Genomic DNA, 24,505 nt, shown 5'->3' with positions numbered 1-24,505 from the left:
CTGAAAGGATAACGGACAATGAGAAAAAGAGAATTTGTCGGTGTCACAATTATCGGGGCTATGATTTGTTTTATTTGCTTTATTTTTGGCAGGAAAAAGGGATTTTTGAAAGGATACATAGATGCTGACAACATGATGTTTAATGAAGGTTTTAAGCCTCTTTGACGGCATTTCCTGCGGAAGATTGGCGCTTGAACGTGCTAATCTTCCGGTAGAAAAATATGATGCCTTTGAAATCGACAGGTACGCTATTGCCGTGTCACAGAACAATTACCCCGATATTGTTCAGCACGGTGATGTATTTAATGGCATTTTAAACAGTTCAAAGGTTATGATTTATTGCTCGGAGGTTCTCCGTGTACCTACTGGAGCGTGGCGAAAAAAGAACGTGAAACTACTGCTGACGGCGAGGGATTCCGTTTGTTTATGGAATATGTGAGAGCGTTGGAGGCGTCGGAGTGCCGATACTTCCTTTACGAGAATAACTTTTCCATACATCAGAATATCAAGGATGAAATCTCCGAAAAGCTCGGTGTACAGCCGATTATGATTAACTCGGCTTTGCTATCGGCACAGAATCGAAAACGCTGTTACTGGACGAATATTCCGAATGTTTCACAACCGCAAGATAAGGGAATTTTGCTTGCGGATATTCTTGAAAGCGGCGTTGCTTGGCAGGATAAAAGCTACTGTATGACGGCAAGCTATGACGGTGCGATTTTCTCCAATACCCTTAAACGAAAACAGCGTACTATGATAGCCGAGCCTGTTCGTATCGGTCACTATGGCAAAGGCGGTCAGGGACAGCGTATCTACTCGGTTTACGGCAAGTCGGTAACGCTGTCGGCAAATGGCGGCGGTCAGGGTGCGAAAACAGGTCTGTATAAAATTGACTTGCCCAATGGGGATTACATAATCCGCAAGCTGACACCTGTTGAAGCTGAAAGATTGCAGACTTTGCCCGACAATTATACGGCAGGGATTTCAAACACTCAGCGTTATAAATGTATCGGCAATGGTTGGACGGTTGATGTAATTGCTCATATTTTAGGAGGTTTGTCGAATGAATATTGAAGCCTATCATAAGTCCTTTGATACTGAAAATTACACAATTGTTGACAGCTATGCAAAGGCTCTAAGGCACATAAATGGCAGTTCTACAGCGCTTTCAGTATCAGCGGCGGAAGTGACAGCGATATTGTACTTGACATTATCCACAACGTTGATGATTCGGAAAAAGTCGTTTATTACTGGATTGATACGGGACTTGAATATCAGGCAGCAAAAGAACATCTTTCTTTTTTGGAAGATAAATACGGTATCGAAATTCAGCGTATCAAGCCGATAAAGCCTATCCCGACCTGTGTCCGTGAGTATGGTGTACCGTTTTTGTCAAAGTACGTTTCGGAGCAGATGATGCGTTTACAGTCGCACAATTTTCAGTGGGAAGATGAGCCGTTAGAGGTACTTTTGAAGAAATATCCTAACTGTAAAGTCGCTTTGCAATGGTGGTGTAATGCCTATTATACGGCAGAAAACGGTGTTCAGCAGATGAGCCGATTTTCCATAAACCGCAACAAATGGCTGAAAGAGTTTATCACGCAGAATCCGCCTGACTTCCCCATATCTAACAAATGCTGTGAGTATGCAAAAAAGAAGCCTGCAAGGCAGTTCGTCAAGGAAACGGGCGCGGATTTGGAGATTACAGGTATCAGAAAATCTGAAGGAGGAATCCGTTCAGCAAATTACAAGACCTGTTTTTCTGAAAGCAAGTCCAAAGGCTGTGTTACATACCGCCCGATATTTTGGTATACGGACAGTGACAAGCGTGATTACGAGGATTTTTACGGAGTAACGCATTCTCGCTGCTATGCGGAATATGGCTTAAAACGTACCGGCTGTGTCGGTTGTCCGTTCAACCCTCATATCAACGAAGAACTTTCAATCATCGAAAAATATGAGCCGAAACTGTACACGGCAGCTGTCAATATTTTCGGGAAATCTTATGAATATACCCGAAAATATCGGGAGTTTGTGAAAATGATGAATGCATTGGATAAAGGGGGAAAATATCATGATTGATATACGAAGTTTACTTGAACATTACCCGATTATGCTTATAGTTCTGGGAGTTATCAGTGTGATTTGCATTGTTTCATGTCTAATCGAAAAAAAGAAAATAACATTAAACTAAAACAGAGGTTTATCATGAAAATTTTAAAAATAATTAAGAGTATTATCGGTATTGGCTCTGTTTCGGGAATTGCCATACTTGCTTACAAATTCGGTGAGTATAACGGCAGAGAAAATGAAAAGAAACGCAATCAAGAAAACGACGAGTATGATTTCTACGGCTGTGACTATGATGAGGAAGATGACGAGTGTATTGCTCCTCATCGGAACAACTCCGAGGTGCAGAGAGAATAAAATAAGCACAGCTTTTTACGGCTGTGCTTTAATAGAATTTTAATTGAATAATTCCTTTTCAAAAATATCGGTTAAAGCCTTTATAGCTTGCTCATAAGTCACGTCCTCAAATAAAAGTGGTATTGTTATAGCGTTATAATCATCTTTGTAAACATCTTTTAAAATAATCTCTTTAAGAATTTCTGTTACGTTTATGCCGTCTTGAACAGAAAGGCACATTTTATGAGGTTTCCTCTCCTGTGCAACGGAAAGAGCCAAATCCCTTAAAGTATCATCAATCAGTACGATTCCCGATAATTTATAAATATCATAAATATGCCTTGAATGTTCACTTATACTTCCAAGCATATAGTAATCTGCAAGTGCAAAAATTTTATCTATCATAGTTCTTTCAGCGGTCTGAACATTAAGTTCAAAGGGCTGTAAATCGTTTTGTAAGATAAAATCGTCGTATCCATTATCAGAAAGAAATTGATAAATAAGGCTGTCCGCTTTCATTATTTTTGTTGGATAGGCTCTTTGATAAACAGCTGTTTCAACTATCAGCTGCTCTTTCAGATAATCTGCTGACATTACAGACGGATAATCTATTACATAGCGGTTATAGTCACGTCTGCTGCGAATACTTTCAGGATTTGTAAGCGTAAACTCAAGATTACTTATTACATCTAAAATAGAAGATTTCATCTTCTTTCTTTTGCTTTCAGACGGCTTGTTTTCCGATTGGATATTCAAATCTATATCCTCCGAAAAACGTTTTATAACGTGATAGCATTTTGAAAGTGAAGTGCCGCCCTTGAAAATAATATCGGGCATTGCCGTAACAAGTTCTTTCAGAAAAAGAGTTACATAATAATCTTTTTCAACGATTTCGACTTTTACTCCCAGATATTCAGAGGTTTTCAAAATTGTTTCTTCAAAAACTGCTTTGTCATTATGCAACATAATATATCACTCCGCTTTCTACAAGATTACGCATTGACTTGTCGGGAAAAACAGGTGCAAACTGCATAACTTGTTCTCTTGTAATTCCATTTTCGTCAATCCATTTTTTGAGTATTCCTTTTTTTACTGTATCCAAGAAGTTTGCAGAAGCAATGCTCATAATATCCAGAAATCTCAGAACGGCAATATTCTCATTGTTAATCCGTACCCTTGCTTTACGCAAAATAACCTCTTGATTTCCGACTTTGACTCTGCGTAATTTAGAGCTTTCGTTATTTGTTTGAATTTCGGGAATATTCGGCATTTGTGTAGAAAGACCGATTTGCTGAAGTGCAGTTGTACCTGTAAAAAAACCAATGCTGTTGCCATTATCAGATAAATATTTTCGCTTGATAACTTTGTTTGGATTAAGAGAACTTTTCCCGAAAATCGTATCTTGTGGAATATAATAAATTCCTTTTTCGTAACGGACAATTTGATTTGATTCACAAAGACGTGCAAGTTCCTTTGAAATCCAAATTTTTGAATAGTTATTAAAGTCAATATCAGTAATAAAAATCGGCTCATTAAACCCGAAAGTTTCAATTAGATAGTCATAAAGCATAACTTTCACCTCCGTTGTTCTATCATAATTATACTACAAGTGACCGTGAAAGTCAAGCGTAATATATTTTTGCTTTAAAAAATTTTAATATAGAAAGGAAGTTTTCCTATGTCAATCTTAATCATAGCCGAAAAGCCGTCCGTAGCCCGTGGAATATGTTCTGTTGTCAAGGCTGACAGTAAGAAAAAGGGGTATATTGAAGGAAACAATCACCTTATTTCTTGGTGCTTGGGTCACTTGGTTGGTCTGAAATACCCTAACGACTACGGTAACGGCTGGCAGGACAAGTGGAGTTTTTCACAGCTGCCCATGATTCCTGAAAAATGGCTTTTCAAGATAACTGAAAGCACTAAAGAGCAGTTTGAAGTTCTGAAAGACCTTATGAGCCGTGGCGATGTTACAGAAATCATCTGTGCTACCGATGCTGATAGAGAGGGAGAGTGTATATTCCGCTATGTGTACAATATGGTCGGCTGTCGCAAGCCTGTGAAACGTCTGTGGGTATCTTCCCTTGAAGAATCGGCTATCTGTAAGGCACTGCAAAATATGAAGCCAATGAGTGATTACGATAACCTCTTTTCCGCAGGATTTTCAAGGGCAAAGGCAGACTGGCTTGTAGGAATGAACGGTTCTCGCCTGTTTTCCTGCCGTTATCATGACAGGCTTAACCTTGGCAGAGTGCAAACACCTACACTTGCAATGATTGTTCATCGTGACAATGATGTGCGAAATTTCGTCAAGCAGAAGTATTTTACCGCCGATATTGAATACAACGGCTGTATCTTTTCTTCTGCAAGAATTGATGATGAGAACACCGCTGATTCTCTTGTTTCAGCTTGCAACGGCAGCACGGCTGTCATTTCTGCTGTCAAGCATGAAGTCAAGACGGTAAATCCGCCTAAACTTTATGATTTGACTTCTTTACAGCGTGATGCCAACAAGGTCTACGGCTACACGGCATAGCAGACTCTTGATTGCGTTCAGTCGCTGTATGAAGCCAAAATCGTGACTTATCCCCGTACCGATTCACAATATCTCAGCGATGATATGGAGCAGTCAACACTTGATATTGTACGGATTATCGGCAATGTTTTTCAGTTTGGAAGTGTCGCAAATCCCGATATTTCAAGGTGTATCAACAATAAAAAAGTGACTGGACATCACGCTATTATCCCTACGGCAAATATCGGAACTGCTGACTTAGATAATCTGCCTGCAACTGAGAAGAACATACTTAGTTTAATTGCAAACAAACTGCTTTGTACGTCTGCACTTCCCCACAAATATGAATCAATAAAAATCACTGCAATGTGCAGCGGTACAGAATTTACCGCAAACGGCAGAACAATTCTTGAAAACGGTTGGAAAAATTACACCTTGAAATCCGCTGAAAATGACGAAATAAAGCAGATTCCAACGGTTACAGAGGGACAGCAGTTCACGATTTCAGCAAGCAAAAGCGAGCATTTTACAAGTCCGCCTAAAGCTTTCACAGAAGATACTTTGCTTTCCGCAATGGAACACGCCGGACAGGAGAACTATGACGAAAATTCTGAAAAGAAAGGTCTTGGAACTCCTGCAACCCGTGCAGGAACGATTGAGGGACTTGTGAAAAAAGGCTATGCCGAACGTAAGGGCAAGCAGATTGTTGCTACTGAAAAAGGTGTGAATCTGATAAACGTTGTTCCCGATGAAGTAAAATCGGCACAGCTGACTTCCGATTGGGAAATGAAATTACAGCAGATTGAAAATGGAGAATATTCTGCTGATAGATTTATGGCTGAAATTGAGGATTTTATCCGCACTCTTTGCGAAAAATACGGCTCTGCCGATTCGTCTGTATCGTTCGGCAATAATGCTCCAATCGGAAAATGTCCGAAATGCGAAGGTGAAATTGTTAAGGGAAAATTCGGATATTACTGCAAAAACAAGTGCGGTATGAATGTTTCAAAGGTCTACGGCAAAGAATTGTCTGAAAAGCAGATAATCGGCTTGCTTTCGGGAAAATCCACAAGCTACACGGCTAACGGCAAGAAAAATATCATTCTGCCGGAAGTTTTTGAAAACAATTACAATGGCAAAACCTACTACCAGTGGAAAACGGAAAGGAGCAAATGATGATTACAAAAATTGCTGAAATTCTCGGTGTGTCTGAGGAAAGCATTAAGACAATGCCGAAAGATATTTTCGGTTCTATGCAGGCTGTGCTTGCAAATATTGAGGTTAAGAATGAAGATGATGCAAAAATGCTCTATGCTGAACTTGACGGCTACTGGACTAAGGGAAATGTGCTTCTCGGTCTGAATGAGGTTGCAAGAAATGCGGGAATTTCCCTTGATACCCTCAATAATCTTAATTATGATACTCAGCAGGAACTTGTCTTTGAATATATGGCTGACAGTTCCGATACTGCCCGACTCTATGAGATTACAAACAAGGCTCTTTCGATTGCGGAACTTGACCGTGTTGCAAAGTTAATCAACATTCCTGTTGACACGCTGAAAGAATATCCATTTGAAACTCAGGTACAGCTTTGCGGCATCTACGCCATGGAAAGCGATAACGTTACAGAGTTTGAGCTTGCCAATCGTCTTAGAGGTGCTGTTGGCTTATGAGTGTGATTAAAACAACAGGTGCGGATTTGCAGAAAATCGCCAATAAAGCCTATGCAAAGTATGCCACGGATAAGGGTGAAAAAATCGCTCTTGCCCTTGAAAAAAGCCGTATTCCGTACTTTGCAAGGTTTAACGGTGCGGAAATTTCCCTTACATACGATGCCGACTATAAGGAAAATGTTGAGGAAATCATCAGAAAAATTATGTCGGGTGCTTATGAGGAGATTGTAGCTGAATTGAAGCGTATGACGAACAAGAATAGCTATAAGTCGCTTCTGCCCGAAATTGCAGAAATGCTTGGTGCTTCGGTAAGTTTCTTGAAATCTCGTCCAGATGAGGTGCAGGAAATTGTCTGCAAAAGATATGTTGATTTGTGGTACTGCGATACACCGACTATCAAACGTAAACTTGCGGAAATTCTCAATCTTGACAATTCTGCAGAGCATTATGTATCGGCAGAAGTTCAGCGTAAATATGCCGAAAAGATACGAGATTCACATATACAAAGAGAAATCAGAGAACACTCCGAGCGTGAAAGGAGATTTTGATTATGCCTGTACAGGATAATGAACAGCCGAAAATGGCAGATGATATTTTCGGCAATGATGAGGAAAAGCGTAGACAGGATATGCAGAACTCTCAGGAGAACAGCACTAAGAAGTCACAGAAACTTCTTCCTTTTTTGAACGCAAAGGCAGAGATTCATCAGAGCCGCATTGATACTATCAACGAAAAAATCGCTGTTCGTGAGGACAAAATCGCTCGAAATGAAGCTAAAATTGAAAAGCTGTACGCAAAGGCTGACAGGCTGGAGGACAGAAATACAATTCTGAAAAATATGCTCGGCAGTGTTCCTGTTGTCCGGAAACTGATTGAAAAAAATGAGCAGAGAATTGCGAATATCAGGGAAAATAAAATCCCAAAAAGACAGGATAAAATCAGGAATCACAAGCTGAAAATCAATCGGCTTACTGCAAAACGTGACAGGGTTGAACACAAACTGAATCGTGTTCTCGCCCTCAATGATACTATCCGAAGCTTTTCTATCGGTCACAATAAAGAACGTCGGGAAGTCTTTACCAACGCTATGGACAGGCTGAATTGCGCTAATTCTGACTGCCTGACCGATAAGTTAAACACACTGAAAGAACAGAAAAATCAGCTTTTCGTGGAATACAATGACCCGAATACTTCCGCTGTTGACAAGTATGATTTACAGAATAAAATCGACAGCGTGACAGGCAAAATCGGAACTCTTGAAGATAAGATACATAAGCTGGCACGTCCCGAAAATCATTTTGCAGAGCAGACGAATGATATTGTTGATGCGGCTATGCAGGTCACTTCCGAGAAAATTTCAGAAGCTGCGGACAATGCTGATTTCGGTATGACGGAACTTGCCGAAACCATCTTTCTTTCTGCCGAACAGGTAGAAAAACTTGATAAGGCAGAAATCACTCGTATTGCGGATAAGTTCAATCCTCTTGAAAATGTTGAAGTGCAGCTTGAAGATGATGCGAATATGATTGACGGAATCATCAACAACGGCTCTAAGACTGAACTTGAAGCATTGAAAAAAGACTTGTCGGAAACACTTGATGCTATGAAAGAAATTAAAGGAAACAAGTACATGATGCAAAGCGTTCGTGAGGATGTTGCAGAGGATATTCCTAAAATGGAAGTGCAGCTTGAAGCAGTCAATAAAGCTCTCGAAAAATTTACTTCTGCGGTTGAAAATAGGGGCATCATCAATTCTGATTATTACAATTCCCTGCCGAAAGAACAGCGACATATTGAGAGTATGAGCAGCAGACAGGCTGAAAAAGTTATCGCTTCACTCACGGCTGTTGGAGTGCCGTTTTCCGCTGTAAATCGCACAAACGAAAAAACTGCAATAACCGTCGCAAATAAGGATATTCCTGTTTTGAAAGATATGATGCTGAATGCTCAGAGAGCTATGGAAGAAGAATCCCGACAGGCTTGGCACGAACTCGGTGATGCTTATGTTGAAGCCTATGAGGAAACGCACATTCCTGAAAATGTTGAGGTGAAAAAGCCGGAATACCAGACGGTAAACCCGGATTTTTATAAATCATTGACTAAGGATAACCGTTCTATCAGCGTTGAAAATAAAGAAAATGCTGATAAGGTTATGGAACGGCTTGCAGGCAAAAATATTCAGTTTTCGGCTGTAATTCGCAAAAATGATACGGTTGAGATTACCGTTGCAAAGACTGACGAAAACACATACAAAAGCATTTCGGACAACGTTAAAAATGAACGTGCAGTGCAGTTTGTAAATCCTGATTTCTTCAAGGCTCTGCCAAAAGAAGAACGTGCAACACAAAGAATGTCACAGGAAAATGCTGAGCAGAAAATTGCTGAATTATCTGAGAAAAATATTCCTCATTCTGCCATACTCAATGGAAATAAATCGGCGATTACGGTTGAGAAAAAGAATGTCGGAGCTGCATTTTTCAGCAGAGATAAGCTGAAACGCTCCGCACAGCGTATCAGCCACAAAAGCAAACAGCAGGACAAACCAAAAACACCAAACCAAAATCAAGGATTGGAATAATGAAAATTGCGGAAGAACAGATAGAAAGAGCAAATTCCGTCAATTTGCCATCATTTCTAATGGCGCACGGCTTTGATTTGAAAAAGGTCGGCAGAGAATATCTGTGGAAAGAACAAGATAGTCTGCATATCAAGGACAATACGGTCGGTGAACGTGGCTCTTGGTTTCGATTTTCTGAGGATAAAGGCGGTGACAATATCGCCTTTGTCCGTGAATATATGGGAAAATCGTTTGTTGAAGCCATTGAGCTTCTGAACGGCGAAAATTATTTGAGGGATTTTGTTTCCTCGCACAGCTATGAACGCAGACGTAAAAATGCTGAAAAATCCGATATATCAATCAGTGAAAATGCCGATTGCAAGCGTGTTTTAGCATATCTCTGCAAAACTCGCAGACTTGACTCTGATATGATTTTCGAACTTGTAAAAAGCGGAAAAATCGTGCAGGAACAGAAAACAGGAAATGTCATTTTTAAGTTTTTTGATGAGAATAACAGGCTTGTAGGCGCTGAAAAAGTTGGTACTCCACACATCATATATTTAAGGGTGTTGCTGAAAATTCGGCTAATGATTACGGCTTTGAAATCAAAAAAGGCAATTGCGAAAATGCGTATTTTTTTGAATCCGCAATTGATTTATTCTCGTTTCTGCAAATGAAAAATCCCAATAATTGCAGGCTGATTTCGATGATGGGAGTCAAGCCGAACGTCGTTATCGAAACTATGAAACGCTGTGAAATATCGCCCGAAAATGTCTTTATTTGTTCTGACAATGACAAGGCAGGAAATGAATTTTATCAGCGATTAACAAAGGAATATCCGCAAATAAAATGTGTTTTTCCCGACAGCAGATACAAGGACTGGAATGATATGCTCTGTGGGATTCCGAAAGAAAAAGAGGAGGTCGGAAAAGTGACAACTTACGGCAACAAAACGTGGAACGATGCGACAGATAACAGAGATAAAACACTCGTTTCAATGAACGAAGATACTTTTTTAAAACTAAAAAATCAGCTCGATAATTCGGGTATCAACTACTTTGCTTACGCCAAAGACAGCAGTGTTGTTATGGCGGTGAATGACAAAAATATTGCTTGGCTGAAACAGCTTTCGGGCAATAAAAATCTTCCCACTCGCAAATCCAATGTTGTGTACATACCGCCGCAGAAAAATATTATCGGAAACGCTGAATACCGATATATTCCCGATAAGCAGTATATCTCCGCTGACAGCGATACCGCTTTAAAAATGGCTGAGATTATGCTCTCCCGAAACGTGCAGTTTTCGGGCAGAATCTATCCTAACGGCAAGGCTACGCTGACAGTTAGCGGTGCGGATTTGGCAAACGTTCAGTCCATTCATCAAGCAGTGATTGATATGCGTAAACAGTTTTCAAAGGCGGAAAAGGCGGACGAAATTATCGGAAACAAGGCATATCGTGACATCAGGCAAAGACAGTTTTTTTATTCAAAACTTACACCTGAACAGTACAAAACTGCACAGCCGTTTCTTGATACCAATGCGGAATACAGCGGTCTGATTCGTGATAACAAGGTCATTTTTACTGTTGAAAAGGAAGATTCTGCAAATTTCCACAGGGCATTGGAGAACGCACAGCGTGAGGTCGGAATTATCAATTCTCTGAAAAATAACGGTATTGATGATTACCATATGGACAAACTGTTTGAGGTAATTCACAGATTTGCCGCCCCGGATATTCATGAAAGTCTTGACAGCTTTTTTACTCCGCAGCTTGATGAGAAGCAATTTGATAAAATGCTTTCCCTCGTAAATGACTACCTTGCACAATCGGTTTCGGAGCGATATGGCGAATATTCAGGACTTAATGCAATTCTCGACTTTAAGAATGAAATTGACAGAACTGCTGAACTTGCGGAATTTTTCTCGGAGCATAATTTCAGCGATGAGCAGAAAATTGTTATTTCTGAAATGTTCTCAAGAGATTCATCTAAAAATAACATTGAGGTTATTGATGAATCTTTTACTTCCGATGAAATTCGTGAGTATTACGATATTCTGCACAATCAGTTTGATTTAGGTGATGCTACGGATTTTCTTGCAAACAGAATTAAACCTGAACTTACTGAGAAGGAAAAAGCCTTTATGAATGGCGATATTGTGTCGTTTATGGCAAAAGCAGTACTTGCTTGGGACGAAATTGAGGATATTGGCTATTATTTCTATGAGGATGGATATATCAATAAATTTGCTCCTCACGATAATGCAAGTTATGGCAACGGACTGAGCGAAACTGCACTTTATGACCTTGCTCATCGTATGCAGGACGGAGAGGATATTCGCAAGGAAATTGCACAGGCTCTGCTCGGAAATCAGCACAATTTCATCACTTCTCAAAATAACAAATTTACCGTTGAATACGGTGACGATTTTGCTGTTGCAAGATATTGTAATACCGAAAGACAGATAAGTTATGAGGAGTTGGGCGATGCCTTTTTCAAGTTGTTTAAAAACGAATATGACGATATTGTTCATGACAGAACTGTTGAGGATTTGAGAGATATTTTTCCCGACATTTCGGTGGAAACAGCTGATAAGCTTATCAATGCTTTTGACAGTGCAGCAATGCACGGCTGGAAGAATAATCAGGTTGTGACTAATCGCATTAAGAAGGTGCTCTATGATATTCTTGGTGATGAAGAAAATACCGAAAAGGCTTTTGCTTCAATCGCTGATATGAAGTACAATTTCAAGGTTGAGCCGAAAACAGAGAAAAGTTCCATACATTTCGGTTTGCTTGGAAACGGAATTACCGTCTACGATACTTCCCGTACCGATAATGAAACCCGTGACTATGTGACTGTTGCCCATATCTCGCCGGAGGGCGTTGTTAAGGTGTATGACGATTCAATTTCTGCTGACGATTTGGCACTTATTCAAAGTCAAGCTGATTCTGCCAGAGAGAAATTTATGGCAGATTGGAATACACTTGATTCAGCATCACAATTACAGAAACTCTATGATAAAGCCGATACGGAAACTATGCTGAATATTGGAAAAGAAGCTCTTTCTACAGAAGAAAAAATAGTAAAATATATGCCTTTTGTTTTCTTTGGTGAGGGCGAACGTCCGCAGCCCGAAAACAAGGACTTAGGTCCGGTGACTATGCGTAAGGTTGGAGCATTTTATGAGATGTATGGCAAAAATGCTCAGATAGCAGTTGACGTTCTCAAACTTCATCTCACTTCTAAAAATGGTGAAGATATGGTCGGTTTTCCTGATACAGTAAAGAGCGAATATGCCGATAAACTGCGTTATGCAGGATATACCGTTTTAATCGAAGAATCCTTTGAAATCAATCCTCCGAAACAGCAGGAAAAACTTATGAGCGATATTTCAGAGGTTGCTGAAACTACTCCCGAAGAAACCATAAATCCGCTTACTATCACATTCAGCGGTGACAGTGACAGCCTTGATGAAATCAGGGATAAGGCTCTTTCACTCAGTGCAGCTTGTACACTTATCACAAGCGGACTTGTAGTCGATACATACGAAAATCATAGGGATGAATTGCTTTCAGCTGCCCATGAACTCGGTTTACTTGCTGAAATAAGAGGTGCAAAAAACCCTGATATTTCAGAAGATGATGTACCGCTTTTGGCTGATGCAGACGTTATTGAGAAAATCGAAAAGAGCGAAAATGCAAGCGACAACAAACCATTTTACGAAACGCCCGATGTTCAGGGCGAACAGCTTTCACTTTTCGGTGACTCCGTTCCGATTGCTCCCCAACAGCAGAAAAAGGAAAAGGAAACATACGCCACAGGTCTTTTTGTAGGCAATGTAAACCGCTTTTCAGCACTCCACGATGAAATTATACGTGGAACTGGTTTTGAGAACGGCAAATTCCGTGTACAGCAATTCTATCACGAAAAAAAGCCCACAAATAAGGAGTTTGCAGACTTCCTCAAAAATGAGTATGGCACAGGCGGTCACACGGGAGATGACGAAATTAAATTTGTTGACCATGATTCAAAAGGAATATTTTTCACACTTGAAAACAATGAAAAATTCAAATTCACTTGGTCGGAAGTCGCTGATTTTACGGCTGAAATTATTGAAAAAGGCGAGTATATTGAGCCAAAAATTGAAGCCGAAAAATCGGTTATAGAAATGACAGTCTACGACGATATTTCTGACGATAAAACAGCACAGATGCTTTCTGAAATTCGTCAAGGGAAAATTGCTGAAATTAGTGAAAAAACTGACGATAAAGAAATTGTATATGATGCACGAAAGAAGAATTTTTCCAATGTAAAGCTTGCTTACAATGAGGATTCCGGATTTCATCTGACAGTGGATACTGACAAGATTAAAGATGCAGTGATTACAGTGTTCGGTCAAAATGAAGAAGCGGTCAGGGATTATCTTGATAAGTACGCTGATGAAATCAATCTTGTGGATATTATCGAGCAGCCTAAAAATATCACTCTTCACAAGGTACAGGGTGGATTTTATGAGATTCATGGCAAACAGACGGAGCTTGAAAAATTAGCTGAAGTTCTTGATATGCATATCGTTCAGCGTAACAGAGAGTCTCTTATCGGATTTACCGATAATGCTCTTGAAAATGTGAAATCTGCTCTTGAAAATGCCGGATATTCCGTAGATATTGAGGACAGCGGTGATAAAATTGTCTTCGAAATGCTAGGCGGCGGTAGGCTTGAATTCAAGGATAATACATTCACCAAGCTTGCTGAAATTGATACGGCAAGCGGAGAAATCAGCTATTTTGTTGATAATTTGAGCGATAAGGACAAGCAGCATATTTCTGAAAAAGCGAGAGAATTTAAACCGAAAGAAGTTGAAAAATTCGATGAAAAATCAGTTGGAGATACGCAGAAAAAATCCAATAATTTCACAATTACGGACAATTCTCTTGGCAGCGGCGGTGCAAAATCGAAATTCAGGGCAAACATTGAAGCAATAAAAACGCTGAAAAATCTTGAAAAAGAAGACCGTTCTGCAACAGATGAGGAAAAGGAAGTTCTTTCAAAATACGTTGGTTGGGGCGGAATCGCACAGGCTTTTGACGAACACAACAAAAGTTGGGAAAGCGAATACACTCAGCTGAAAGAGCTGCTGACCGATAAGGAATACAGTTCTGCAAGAGCCTCCACTTTGGACGCATTTTATACCTCTCCGACTGTCATTGACGGTATTTATGAAGCACTCGCAAACTTTGGCTTTGAGGGCGGAAATGTCCTTGAACCAGCAATGGGTGTTGGTAATTTTTTCGGAAAAATGCCTGATGAAATGCGTGAAAATTCTAAGCTTTATGGCGTTGAAATCGACGATATATCAGGCAGAATTGCAAAGCAGGTTTATCCCGATGCTGATATTTCAATTCAGGGATTTGAGAAAAATAACTTTCAAAATGGCTGCTTTGATGTGGCGTTCGGCAATGTTCCATTCGGCGATTTATCGTTTACGGATAATGTCCATTCAACAACAAAACTGCATGATTATTTCTTTGCAGAGACTTTGGATAAGGTGAAAAATGGCGGAATACTGGCATTTGTGACATCTTCCGGAACTCTTGACAAGCAGAATGAATCGACAAGAAAAATGCTTGCCGAAAAATCTGATTTTATCGGTGCAATTCGCCTGCCGAACACGGCATTCAAGAAAAATGCCAATACGGAAGTCACTACGGATATAATTTTTCTGCAAAAAAATGAGAATAAAAATTCCGCTGAAATTCCCGATTGGGTGCATATCGGACAAACTGCTGACGGTCTGCCAATCAACAAATATTTTGAGCAGAATCCTGATATGGTTCTTGGAAAAATCGTTGAGGGAAATAAGTTATACAGCGGCAGAAGCGATGGTACTATGTGTATTCCGCTTGAAAATTCCGACTTGAAAGAACAGTTAAAAATCGCTGTTTCAAAGCTGTCGGCAACAATTTCAGATGAAAAAGCGAAAGACGTTTACGCTAAATCCACTGACGGAAAAGGCATCAAAATCCCCTCTAATCTGCGGAATTACAGCTTTTTTGAACACGATAATAAAATCTATTTTAAAACCAATAATGTGGCTTGCCACTGTCGTTTTGATACGAAAAACTCACAGTTTAAGAGGGCAAAGGCATTTATTCAGCTTCGTGACCTTACAAGAGAATTGATTGAAGCACAGGAACTCAACAAATCCGATGATGTTATCAAGAACTTGCAGACAAAGCTGAACACAGCTTATGATGATTTTTACAAAAAATACGGTCTTATTCACAGCCAAAGCAACAAACGGTATTTTTCGGACGATGTATCCTACAACCTTGTTGCCGGACTGGAGAAAAAATATGAGAAAAATAAACTCATTGAAAAGTCCGATATTTTCACGAAAAGGACGATTCAGCCGCCGAAAGCCGTTGACCAAGTTGAAACGGCTATGGAGGCTTTGACACTTTCTGTTGCGGAAAAAGCCAAAGTTGATTTTGACTACATGAGCTGCTTGACAGGCATGACGGAAGATGAATTAAAGCACGATTTACAGGGTGAAATCTACAAGGTGCCGCACACGGAAAATACTTATCAAACGGCAAGTGAATACTTGTCGGGCGATATTCGTGCAAAGCTGAAAATTGCAGAGGAAATTGCGGAATATGACGGTGATTTTGCAGTCAATGTGAACGCTTTGAAACAAGCAGTGCCTACTCCACTAAAAGCAGGAGATATTGACGTAAAACTCGGTGCAACTTGGATTGACCCGAAATATTATGAGCAGTTTATGTACGAAACTTTCCAAACTCCGAGGGATAACAGAGCTGACGTGAAGCACTTCGCATGGCAGCGTCCGAAGCTGATTACTGCGGAATATTCGGAACATTCAGGTAATTGGCACATTGACAACAAAAGTCAAGACCGTTCTGTTATTACTACGCAGCAGTTTGGCTCAAGAGAGATGAACGCTTATGACATCATGGAGCATTTGCTGAATCTCAAAGAGCCGAAAATCTACAAGACAATTGAAGTGCCTGACGGTATGGGCGATGTCAAGGAAAAGCGTGTAGTCGATATTGATGCGACAAGGGTTGTGCAGAAAAAAGCGGATAAAATCAAGGCTGAATTTAAAAAATGGATTTTCAAAGACCCTGCCAGACGTGAGGAAATTGTGGACAAGTACAACGAACTTTTCAACTCTATTCGCCCTCGTGAATTTGACGGCAGTGCATTAAAATTCCCGATGATGAATGCGGATATTACTCTGCATGAACATCAGAAAAATGCTATTGCACACGCTATGTTCGGCGGTAATACGCTTTTTGCTCACTGCGTTGGTGCAGGAAAAACTTTTGAAATGATAGCAACTGCAATGGAAAGCAAACGTTTAGGACTTTGCACGAAGTCGCTGTTTGCCGTACCAAATCACCTTACGGAGCAGATTGGCGATGATTTTCAGAAGCTCTATCCCGGTGCGAATATTCTTGTTGCAACGAAAAAAGATTTTCAGAAAGAAAACCGACAGCAGTTGTTTGCAAAAATCGCTACTGGTAATTTTGATGCTGTAATTATCGGTCATTCACAGCTTGGCATGATTCCGATTTCAAAGGAACGGCAGGAAATGGAACTGCAATCCCAAATTAGCGATATTATCGAGGGCATTGCGGAACTCAAAGCGCAGGAGGGCAGTAAGTTTCAGGTCAAGGCAATGGAGAGAACTAAAAAATCTCTTGAAAAACAGCTTGACAAACTTGAAAAAAATCATGATGATACCATTACTTTTGAACAGCTTGGTGTTGATAAGTTGTTCGTTGACGAGGCGCATGAATTCAAGAATTTGTTCTGTCCAACAAAGTTGACTAATGTTTCAGGTATATCAAACAGTGCTTCACAAAAAGCGCTTGATTTGTACCTAAAGTGTCGATATTTAGATGAAAAAACAGATGGTAAAGGGGTGGTTATGGCTACTGGCACGCCCTTAAGTAACTCCGTGACGGAACTTCACACTATGATGAGATACCTTGAATATGACTTTTTGAAGTCCAAAAACTTGCAGCATTTCGATAATTGGGTAACGGTTTTTGGTGAGCAGAAAACAGATTGGGAGTTAGCGCCTGCTGGCAACAAATTCAAAGAACGCACGAGAATTGCAAATTACACGGGAATGCCCGAACTGATGTCAATGTTCAAACAGATTGCGGATATTCGCACTGCCGATACATTGAAACTTGATGTACCTGAATGCGAATACAAGATAATCAACGTTGAGGCTACGGATTTCCAAAAACAACTTGTTGATGAACTCGCTGACAGAGCCGATGCTATCAATGCAGGAAATGTTGAGCCGACTATCGACAATATGCTGAAAATCACTTCGGACGGGCGTAAACTTGGTCTTGACCCACGTCTGATTGACCCGTCATTTGAGGATAATCCCAATACAAAGCTGAATCAGTGCGTTGAAAATGTTGTCCGTATTCACTTAGAAACTGAGGAGGACAAGCTTACTCAGATTATTTTCTGCGATTTAGGTGTGCCTCATAAAAATTCCAATGATTCCGAAAAGGCTGACGGTGAAACTGTTAATGACGAAAAATCCGCTGCTGAAAAAGATTCTCTTGAAGAAGAATTCGTGTTTTGCTTGGAAGTACCGCAAAAATGGGGACAGGTACGAACGTGCAGAAAAAGCTGATTGCCGTTCATGATTTGGATATTCCTTGGCGTCCGGCAGATTTGGAACAGCGTGCAGGAAGAATTATCAGACAGGGCAATGAAAACAAGAATGTGGCTATATATCGTTATGTTACGAAAGGAACGTTTGACGCTTACAGTTATCAGACTTTGGAGAATAAACAGAAGTTTATTTCACAGATTATGACTTCCAAAGAACCTGCAAGACGTTGTGAGGATGTTGACCAACAGGCGTTGACCTACTCCGAAATCAAGGCACTTTGCACAGGTGACGAACGTATCAAGGAAAAACTCATGCTCGATAACGATGTTAAGGAACTCAAAGCACTCGAAGCAGAATATCAGAACACTGTTTACGAAATGGAAGATACCATAAAGGCATTTCCCGAACGTGAAAGTCGTCTGAATACTGCTCTTGAAAATCTTCGTTCAGACAGAGAACATCTGCGTAAACTGTCGATTGATGCAGAAACTAAATTGCCCGAATTTAAGATTACAATCGGTGATGTTGAATATACTGACAAAAAAGAAGCTGCAAAGGCTTTTGAAGATGCCGTTCTTTCCATAAAGCAAGCCGATGTGCCTGTGAAAATCGGTGAATTTCAGGGATTTCCGCTGTCGGTCACTATGAATAGTCCGGCAATGGGCGGTGGTGTGCTGGCTACAATGCAGGGTGCTTATCCTCACACAACAAAACTCATCGAGAGTTTTACCCATAATCTCAAACGTCTTAAAGGCTCGCTTTACAACATTGACCGCAAAATCAACGATGTGAATACAGAACTTTCAAAGCTGAAAGTAGACTATGCTGAAGCACAAAAAATTGTTGCAGAGCCGTTCCCACAGGCACAGGAATTATCCGACAAGGAATCACGTTTGAAAACGCTTACTGCTGAACTCAATAAGGCAGCTATGGAAGCCAAAAAGAATGCCAAACCTAAAGAAAAAACCTGTTACTTTGAACGTGCAAAGCTGAAAAAAGAAGCGATGCGGATTTCTAAGAAAAATTCTGATAAGGGTAAGAATAAGTCCAAAAATCAGAATATCGAATAAATATGTAAACAGCTACCTGATTAAATCGAGTAGCTGTTTTTGTAACTTTACTTATATTTTATTATCGGTACTTGCTTGACTTTCTTTCCAATTTTCTGTTTTTCTAAACAGAAAACCATATCGGAAGTACGTTCAAAATAGCCTATATCCTTTTTCCAACTGATACCGCACTTGCAATGTTTCAAGCCGATAAACTGTTGCACCATTTTTCTGTTACACTCAGGACAACGTATTTCACTCATATCTACTACCTCATCGCTATTACTGAATTTTATCTGTCAATTACATTATACAACAAAACAAACAGATCTTCAATAACCAAAGCTCATTCATTGTCACATTCTGTATTCGTTTCAATAGACAGCCGACAACGGAACAGCAGATAATGGGTTACGCACTCACTACAACAGAAACCATTATCGTCAAAGTTCAAGTAATTCTCACCAACAGGTATTTCCTTATCGCACATCTCACAATTCATAACGATACTTCTTATACATAGACCAATGCAGCATAAACGCTGTCTCTTGCCTGTTCACGATACATATTTGCTATTCTGCATACTTCAAGCAGATTTCCCGATTCATTGGCAATCTGAAAAGACTTGTCCTCATTGCACCATATTTCAGCCTGTTCACTAAGTTTATCCTTGACAGCAACAACCAAATCCTCAAGGTATTGCTGAATAATACCCTCATCAACAGCTTTCTGCAAGAGTTCAGGAGAATGCTCATCACGGTAGTGCAGATGATAGCGTACATATTCCTCGTGAAATGCGGATAATTCACCGCTTTCAAGGTTTGTTACAGTAATTTTTTGTGTGTCAAGTTCCCATTTTTCGCTTTTGAAAATCACAATAAAACCTCACTTTCTTTTCTTGTAGAGAATAATGCCGACTACACCGATTCCGACAACAGCAAGACATCCTACAGCAATCGGTATTGCACTGTTCTCAGAACGTTCAGAAACGCTCTCTACAGCTTTTTCTGTACTGTTGGCAGTAACTTTATCGTTCTCACTGTCAAGGGCAACAGTGGGCGTTTCTGCTTTGCTTTCCACACTGCCGATTACCCTGTTACCGCTTGAACCGCTATCATCCAAAGGCTGATAATCGGGATTTTCCTCCAACGTACTGAATATCGGAAATGAATCAACGGTATCGCCGTTCTTGTCAATCATATTCCACTGACCTCCTACAAGCTGAAAACGATAGGAATTATCCTCGGTGTCGATAGTCCAATTGCCATTTCTGTCATCGTTGAAGTCCCATTCAGCAATAAGGCGGTTGTAATAGTCCTTGTACTCATATTTCAGTTCGCCTAACTCCGTCCAATCGTACTCATCAGAACCGTAGTTTTCATCAATCCACTCATCAAGAAGATGATGCTTATACGATGCTTCGGGATATTCTGTCCCATCATCGCCCTTGCCGAGCCAAATTTCCGTCCAAATCTCAGATTCTATGTAGTCTTTGTCGAGTATTTCGGCAGCATGAGCCGTGATGCCCAAGCTTGATGCGATGCAAAGGGTTGCGAGTGTGGTGATAATTTTTTTCATAGAGAAAACTCCTTTGTTTAGTTTTTCTGTCTTTCGACAATTTTATTATACTATGCTATACCGTTATTGTCGAGAATAATTTTAAGAAGTTTTTTAAGTTTGTAAGAAGCGCAGCAATTTCAACCGTTTGCCCGGTGCAATCTGACTATGAAATTATAGTTGACATAACGGTATTTTTATGAAACAATATTCATAATGTCATAACAGGAGGGATAGCCGTGTTTACACACGTTTGCGAGATATGCGGTACGGAGTTTCAATCTCCGTCAAACAGGGCAAAATACTGCGTTTACTGCCGTGACAAAGCACAAGTTCTGCGTAACAAGGCATACAAGGAAAAGAAAGCGGCAGGACTGTCTGTAAAGGTCGGCAGTGAGCAGATTTGCCCGATATGTAACAAGCCTTATACCGTGGTTACGGGCTCTCAGAAGTGCTGTAAGGAGTGCCAGAAGAAACAGGAAAACAAGCGTAAAACAAGCAGTAACAAGCGATACACCAAAGAGAACTACGACAAAATCAGTTTTTACGTTCCAAAGGGTGAACTTGAAACTATCAAGGTTTATGCCACTTCGCTTGATATGAGCGTGAATAAGCTGATTTTAACGGCTTTGGAAGAGTATAAGAGAAATCATAGCTGAAATTTGATTTTTATAGGAGAATATTATGAATATACAGTACAGACAATTAACTAAACAGGATTTAAATACTTTTGTTGATATGCGTATTTCTCAACTAAAAGAGGAAGGAGCTAAAGAGGAAATAAACATAAAACCAAATCTATTGGATTATTATCATCGCCATTTGTCTGATGGGACATTCATTTCGTGGATTGCTATTGATGATGAAAAAATAATAGGAACGAGTGGCATATCATTTGTAGAAAAACCGCCATATTTCAGTTGTCCATCAGGAAAAATCGGCTTGTTATCAAGTATGTTTACTCACCCTGATTATCGGCGTAAAGGGATAGCCAAAATATTATTAGGTAAAGTTGTGAATGAAGCGAGAAATTATGGGTGCAGTGTTATTCAGATCACTGCTTCCGATATGGGTGTATTGTTATATACTGATTTTGGATTTGTAAAAAATGAAAACTTCATGTATTATAATTTATAGACTTTTTGCTACTCCAAATCATTTTTCTTACGTTTTTTCTGCATATTTCTTTGACTTCTGAGGTAGTCTTCAACGGTTTTTCGGGACTTTTCAAGTTCGGAAACTTTAGCTTTCAGCGACAAATATTCTTCGTGCTTCACGGAACGCTCATCGGCAAGAGCGTTCCTTTTTTTCTCCATACTTTCGGGAGTAGGAACATTACCGTTCGGGAACAGTTCCAAAAGCTGTTTTGCCGATTTATGATAATCAGAAATTTCCGCCTGATGTTCGGTTTCAAAACGCTTTTTCTCACGTCCCGACAGCGTTTTAAGTTTGTCCATAACAGGCTTGTACTTCTGTACTTTTCGAGCAATTTTAATCTTCACATTAAGGTCATCAATCTGCGTTTTCAGGCTGTTCAGCTTGTCTACCCAAAAGCCAATTTGCGTGTGAGCTGCAAACAGCTTTTTTTCAATGCTCTCACGGTCTTTTTCAGTGTATTCCGTAAGCTGATTCAGAGCCTTTGCGGTACGCTTCATATTCTCGATTTCTGCCCAATGCTGTAAAGCAGGAGATTCCTCCATTTTCTGCGTGAGCGTATCAATATAATTCGACTTTTCAGGAGTGCGAATAATTCCCTTATATAGTTCTATCCGCTTTATGATTTGCTTTGTTTCATAGTACCAACCGAGCGTTCGGGAACGTGTAAATTTCTGCTGTCCTGCAAGTCTGAATTTGAGGTCAATAACGTGTTCGGGATTATAGACTGCTTCGATATTATGATCCTTGCATTTACGCAAAAAATCTTCAAAATCCTCGCTCTCTTTCACCACTTGGTCTATGGCAAATTTCAGCTTCGCTTTCCACGAAAGTCCCTGCCTGCTCATATCCCATTCATAATAGGTCTTGCCCTTATTATTTTCGGGATTTTCTATGACCGAAAGACAATGTTTTCTGCAAATTTCATCGGACATATTTCTGAGGTTTACCCACTTGCGATGCCGTTTGTCTCCTTGGTCTGCGTGAGTTTCAAAAGTCCGTCCGTCAACCATATTCACATTATTAAAGATACAATGCAGATGAATATGGTCTTTGTCGTTATGAACGGCAAGGTAATATTGATACTCATCACCTAAAAATTTTCGGCATAACTCGATACCGACTTGCAGAGCACTTTCGGGAGTAATTTCCCCGTGAGCAAAACTCTGAATAAAGTGGTGCGAAAGTATCTGATTCCTTCCCGTTCCCATTGCTCGAACCTGTTCAAAATCTTTGCTTGCTTCATAGGGATTCTTTCGGCAGCCAAACGTGTGAATCAGCCGTCCGTTGCCGGTCTTATCAGGGTTGGCGATATAGGCTATTGCATTAGCTTCTGTACTTCGGATTGAAATAATCTTAGTTGTTGCCAAAGTTCACTCACATCTCTCTGAATTTCAGACACATCATCGGCATAGATACTTCCCGTAGAATTTATCCTCACGGCTATCTGATTGATGTTTGCTGCAATGCCCGAAATGTTCCTTGTTATGCTCTGCATTTTCTTACTGTCAAACTTGACTACCGCACCCTCTAAAACCATTGTTCTGATGAACTGGCTCTTAGAGGAAAACTCGCTTGACTTGAACTTGTTTTCAAGTATCTTCTTTTCTTCATCATTTAAGCGTATCTGAACATAGTGTTTACGCTTATCTCTGTCCATTTTTACACCTCCGTGTATCAAAAAAATTCGGGTCTTAGGGTGTCCCTAACAAGCGTTGTATTATCGGATTACATTCGGAGAATTGTAATGCGGTAATACCTTGCTTGCTAAGATTGAATCACGTCCTTACGGACGTGGTTTCATTTGAGTCTGTCGGCTCGTGTTTTTCTGCCGATTAGGCGGAAATTGTGAGCTATGCAAAATGCTATTTTTACTCTCTGAAATATCCCTCTATAATACACCCGTAATTTTCGAGAAAAGTCAACCTCAAATTGAAAAAATAAAGTAAGAATGCTTTCTGATTATTGTCTGAAATATTGAAAAAGATTAGCATATGTGTTATAATATAAGAAAGGTGGTGATACCATGTATAATCCACAGCTTGAAACATTTATTCAGGCAGCAGACAGCGGAAGTTTCTCAAAGGCAGCAGAAAAGCTGTTTATTTCTCAGACCGCTGTTACAAAGCAAATCAATCTTTTAGAGGATAATCTCGGAATAAAACTTTTCAATCGTACACACAGAGGACTTACTTTGACAGATGCAGGAAAATCACTCTATTCAGATGCAAAATATATGATTCAATATGCAAAGGATTCTCTAAAAAGAGCAGAAGATGCTCAAAGGAAAGAAGCGAATATCATTAGAATCGGTACATCTCCTATGACTCCAAGCACAATGCTTGTAGAGATTCAAAAGAAAATAAAACACATATGTCCTGACTTAAAATTTCGTCTTGTACCTTTTGAAAATAACCCTCAGAATGCAAGAGAAATTCTTTCAAATTTAGGGGAAAATATTGATGCCGTATTTGGTATCTTTGACGATGAATTTCTGAAAAGCAGAGGATGTGCGGGAATTAAAGTTTCTGATGAACCTGTCTGCTACGGAATGTCCCTGAATCACACTCTTGCTGACAAAGAGTTCCTTGAAGTAGATGACCTATATAGTCAAACTCTCATGCTTATAAAACGTGAGTACTTTTATACAATGGATAATTTAAGAAATCATTTGGAACAAAATCATCCGAATATAATGATAAACGACTTTAATTTCTATGATACGGAGGCATTCAATAAATGCGAACGTTCCGATCATATTATTACCGTAATAAAAGCATGGGACAGCGTACATCCTCTTATGAAAATCATTCCGGTCAATTGGGAATTTACTGCTCCATATGGCATTCTATATTCTCCTCAACCATCACCGCAGGTACAAAAATTTATCAATGCAGTACAGCAGGTATATAATACTTAAAC

At 39.9% G+C, this 24,505-nt stretch carries 23 protein-coding genes and 1 pseudogene; 16 read left to right on the top strand and 8 right to left on the bottom strand.

Features of this window, described 5'->3' with window-relative positions:
- The first annotated feature begins 18 nt into the window (after positions 1-18).
- The 6 genes from ACYQ0N_RS05860 (at position 19) to ACYQ0N_RS05835 (ending at position 2,427) form a co-directional block, all read left to right on the top strand.
- Complete coding sequence (locus tag ACYQ0N_RS05860) at positions 19-165, top strand: hypothetical protein (protein WP_332018191.1); 147 nt, start codon at positions 19-21, stop codon at positions 163-165.
- Positions 143-439 (top strand): DNA cytosine methyltransferase, encoded by a 297-nt coding sequence (locus tag ACYQ0N_RS05855; protein WP_460162102.1) that lies wholly within the window; start codon positions 143-145, stop codon positions 437-439. Before ACYQ0N_RS05860 ends, ACYQ0N_RS05855 begins: the two co-directional genes overlap by 23 nt.
- Positions 373-1,074, top strand: a complete 702-nt coding sequence (locus ACYQ0N_RS05850) for a DNA cytosine methyltransferase (RefSeq protein WP_460162101.1) — start codon at positions 373-375, stop codon at positions 1,072-1,074. Before ACYQ0N_RS05855 ends, ACYQ0N_RS05850 begins: the two co-directional genes overlap by 67 nt.
- The gene (locus ACYQ0N_RS05845) at positions 1,064-1,348 is read left to right on the top strand and encodes a hypothetical protein (protein WP_460162100.1); all 285 of its coding nucleotides are present in this window, start codon (positions 1,064-1,066) and stop codon (positions 1,346-1,348) included. The genes ACYQ0N_RS05850 and ACYQ0N_RS05845 overlap by 11 nt, the downstream gene beginning before the upstream one ends.
- Complete coding sequence (locus ACYQ0N_RS05840; protein WP_460162099.1) at positions 1,303-2,082, top strand: phosphoadenosine phosphosulfate reductase domain-containing protein; 780 nt, start codon at positions 1,303-1,305, stop codon at positions 2,080-2,082. The genes ACYQ0N_RS05845 and ACYQ0N_RS05840 overlap by 46 nt, the downstream gene beginning before the upstream one ends.
- Before the next feature lie 126 nt (positions 2,083-2,208).
- Positions 2,209-2,427, top strand: coding sequence for a hypothetical protein (locus ACYQ0N_RS05835; RefSeq protein ID WP_332018188.1), 219 nt, complete (start codon positions 2,209-2,211; stop codon positions 2,425-2,427).
- A 39-nt stretch (positions 2,428-2,466) separates the two neighbouring features.
- Here the strand turns inward: ACYQ0N_RS05835 and ACYQ0N_RS05830 are convergent, their stop codons facing one another.
- Positions 2,467-3,372, bottom strand: a complete 906-nt coding sequence (locus ACYQ0N_RS05830; RefSeq protein WP_460162098.1) for a nucleotidyl transferase AbiEii/AbiGii toxin family protein — start codon at positions 3,370-3,372, stop codon at positions 2,467-2,469.
- A complete protein-coding gene (locus tag ACYQ0N_RS05825; RefSeq protein WP_332018186.1) occupies positions 3,362-3,976 on the bottom strand; it encodes a DUF6088 family protein in 615 nt (204 codons plus the stop codon). The genes ACYQ0N_RS05830 and ACYQ0N_RS05825 overlap by 11 nt, the downstream gene beginning before the upstream one ends.
- A gap of 108 nt (positions 3,977-4,084) precedes the next feature.
- On the opposite strand from ACYQ0N_RS05825, the pseudogene ACYQ0N_RS05820 reads away from it, so the two are divergent.
- The 7 genes and pseudogenes from ACYQ0N_RS05820 to ACYQ0N_RS05790 all read left to right on the top strand — a co-directional run bounded on the left by ACYQ0N_RS05820 (position 4,085) and on the right by ACYQ0N_RS05790 (position 18,892).
- Positions 4,085-6,094, top strand: a pseudogene (locus tag ACYQ0N_RS05820) (DNA topoisomerase 3).
- Complete coding sequence (locus tag ACYQ0N_RS05815; RefSeq protein WP_460162097.1) at positions 6,091-6,591, top strand: hypothetical protein; 501 nt, start codon at positions 6,091-6,093, stop codon at positions 6,589-6,591. Before ACYQ0N_RS05820 ends, ACYQ0N_RS05815 begins: the two are co-directional and overlap by 4 nt.
- Positions 6,588-7,139 (top strand): hypothetical protein, encoded by a 552-nt coding sequence (locus ACYQ0N_RS05810; protein ID WP_460162096.1) that lies wholly within the window; start codon positions 6,588-6,590, stop codon positions 7,137-7,139. The genes ACYQ0N_RS05815 and ACYQ0N_RS05810 overlap by 4 nt, the downstream gene beginning before the upstream one ends.
- 2 nt (positions 7,140-7,141) lie before the next feature.
- Positions 7,142-9,169 (top strand): DUF4316 domain-containing protein, encoded by a 2,028-nt coding sequence (locus ACYQ0N_RS05805; RefSeq protein WP_460162095.1) that lies wholly within the window; start codon positions 7,142-7,144, stop codon positions 9,167-9,169.
- Positions 9,169-9,825, top strand: coding sequence for a DUF3991 domain-containing protein (locus ACYQ0N_RS05800; RefSeq protein WP_460162094.1), 657 nt, complete (start codon positions 9,169-9,171; stop codon positions 9,823-9,825). Before ACYQ0N_RS05805 ends, ACYQ0N_RS05800 begins: the two co-directional genes overlap by 1 nt.
- Positions 9,822-17,840: a MutS N-terminal domain-containing protein gene (locus ACYQ0N_RS05795; RefSeq protein ID WP_460162093.1), complete on the top strand. Its 8,019-nt coding sequence runs from the start codon at positions 9,822-9,824 to the stop codon at positions 17,838-17,840. The genes ACYQ0N_RS05800 and ACYQ0N_RS05795 overlap by 4 nt, the downstream gene beginning before the upstream one ends.
- Entirely contained in the window at positions 17,807-18,892 is a 1,086-nt protein-coding gene (locus ACYQ0N_RS05790) for a hypothetical protein (RefSeq protein ID WP_460162092.1), read from the top strand. Before ACYQ0N_RS05795 ends, ACYQ0N_RS05790 begins: the two co-directional genes overlap by 34 nt.
- 47 nt (positions 18,893-18,939) lie before the next feature.
- Here the strand turns inward: ACYQ0N_RS05790 and ACYQ0N_RS05785 are convergent, their stop codons facing one another.
- The 4 genes from ACYQ0N_RS05785 to ACYQ0N_RS05770 all read right to left on the bottom strand — a co-directional run bounded on the left by ACYQ0N_RS05785 (position 18,940) and on the right by ACYQ0N_RS05770 (position 20,449).
- Entirely contained in the window at positions 18,940-19,134 is a 195-nt protein-coding gene (locus ACYQ0N_RS05785; protein WP_460162091.1) for a hypothetical protein, read from the bottom strand.
- Between the two features lie 83 nt (positions 19,135-19,217).
- Positions 19,218-19,373 (bottom strand): hypothetical protein, encoded by a 156-nt coding sequence (locus tag ACYQ0N_RS05780; RefSeq protein ID WP_460162090.1) that lies wholly within the window; start codon positions 19,371-19,373, stop codon positions 19,218-19,220.
- A gap of 11 nt (positions 19,374-19,384) precedes the next feature.
- A complete protein-coding gene (locus tag ACYQ0N_RS05775; RefSeq protein WP_460162089.1) occupies positions 19,385-19,747 on the bottom strand; it encodes a hypothetical protein in 363 nt (120 codons plus the stop codon).
- 9 nt (positions 19,748-19,756) lie between these two features.
- Positions 19,757-20,449 (bottom strand): DOMON domain-containing protein, encoded by a 693-nt coding sequence (locus tag ACYQ0N_RS05770; protein ID WP_460162088.1) that lies wholly within the window; start codon positions 20,447-20,449, stop codon positions 19,757-19,759.
- A 218-nt stretch (positions 20,450-20,667) separates the two neighbouring features.
- On the opposite strand from ACYQ0N_RS05770, the gene ACYQ0N_RS05765 reads away from it, so the two are divergent.
- Together ACYQ0N_RS05765 and ACYQ0N_RS05760 are read left to right on the top strand one after the other, a co-directional pair.
- A complete protein-coding gene (locus ACYQ0N_RS05765) occupies positions 20,668-21,087 on the top strand; it encodes a hypothetical protein (RefSeq protein WP_460162087.1) in 420 nt (139 codons plus the stop codon).
- A 25-nt stretch (positions 21,088-21,112) separates the two neighbouring features.
- Positions 21,113-21,565 (top strand): GNAT family N-acetyltransferase, encoded by a 453-nt coding sequence (locus ACYQ0N_RS05760; RefSeq protein ID WP_460162086.1) that lies wholly within the window; start codon positions 21,113-21,115, stop codon positions 21,563-21,565.
- A gap of 8 nt (positions 21,566-21,573) precedes the next feature.
- Here the strand turns inward: ACYQ0N_RS05760 and ACYQ0N_RS05755 are convergent, their stop codons facing one another.
- Both ACYQ0N_RS05755 and ACYQ0N_RS05750 read right to left on the bottom strand, forming a co-directional pair.
- Positions 21,574-22,953, bottom strand: a complete 1,380-nt coding sequence (locus ACYQ0N_RS05755) for a relaxase/mobilization nuclease domain-containing protein (RefSeq protein ID WP_460162085.1) — start codon at positions 22,951-22,953, stop codon at positions 21,574-21,576.
- A complete protein-coding gene (locus ACYQ0N_RS05750; protein WP_460162084.1) occupies positions 22,902-23,264 on the bottom strand; it encodes a MobC family plasmid mobilization relaxosome protein in 363 nt (120 codons plus the stop codon). The genes ACYQ0N_RS05755 and ACYQ0N_RS05750 overlap by 52 nt, the downstream gene beginning before the upstream one ends.
- A gap of 345 nt (positions 23,265-23,609) precedes the next feature.
- Between ACYQ0N_RS05750 and ACYQ0N_RS05745 the strand changes: the two genes are divergently transcribed.
- The gene (locus ACYQ0N_RS05745) at positions 23,610-24,503 is read left to right on the top strand and encodes a LysR family transcriptional regulator (protein WP_460162083.1); all 894 of its coding nucleotides are present in this window, start codon (positions 23,610-23,612) and stop codon (positions 24,501-24,503) included.
- Positions 24,504-24,505 lie beyond the last annotated feature (2 nt).

It is taken from the genome of Ruminococcus sporogenes (genome assembly GCF_054655175.1).
The sequence above is the reverse complement of the archived record's forward strand: the minus strand, read 5'-3'. Positions and strand labels throughout refer to the sequence as shown.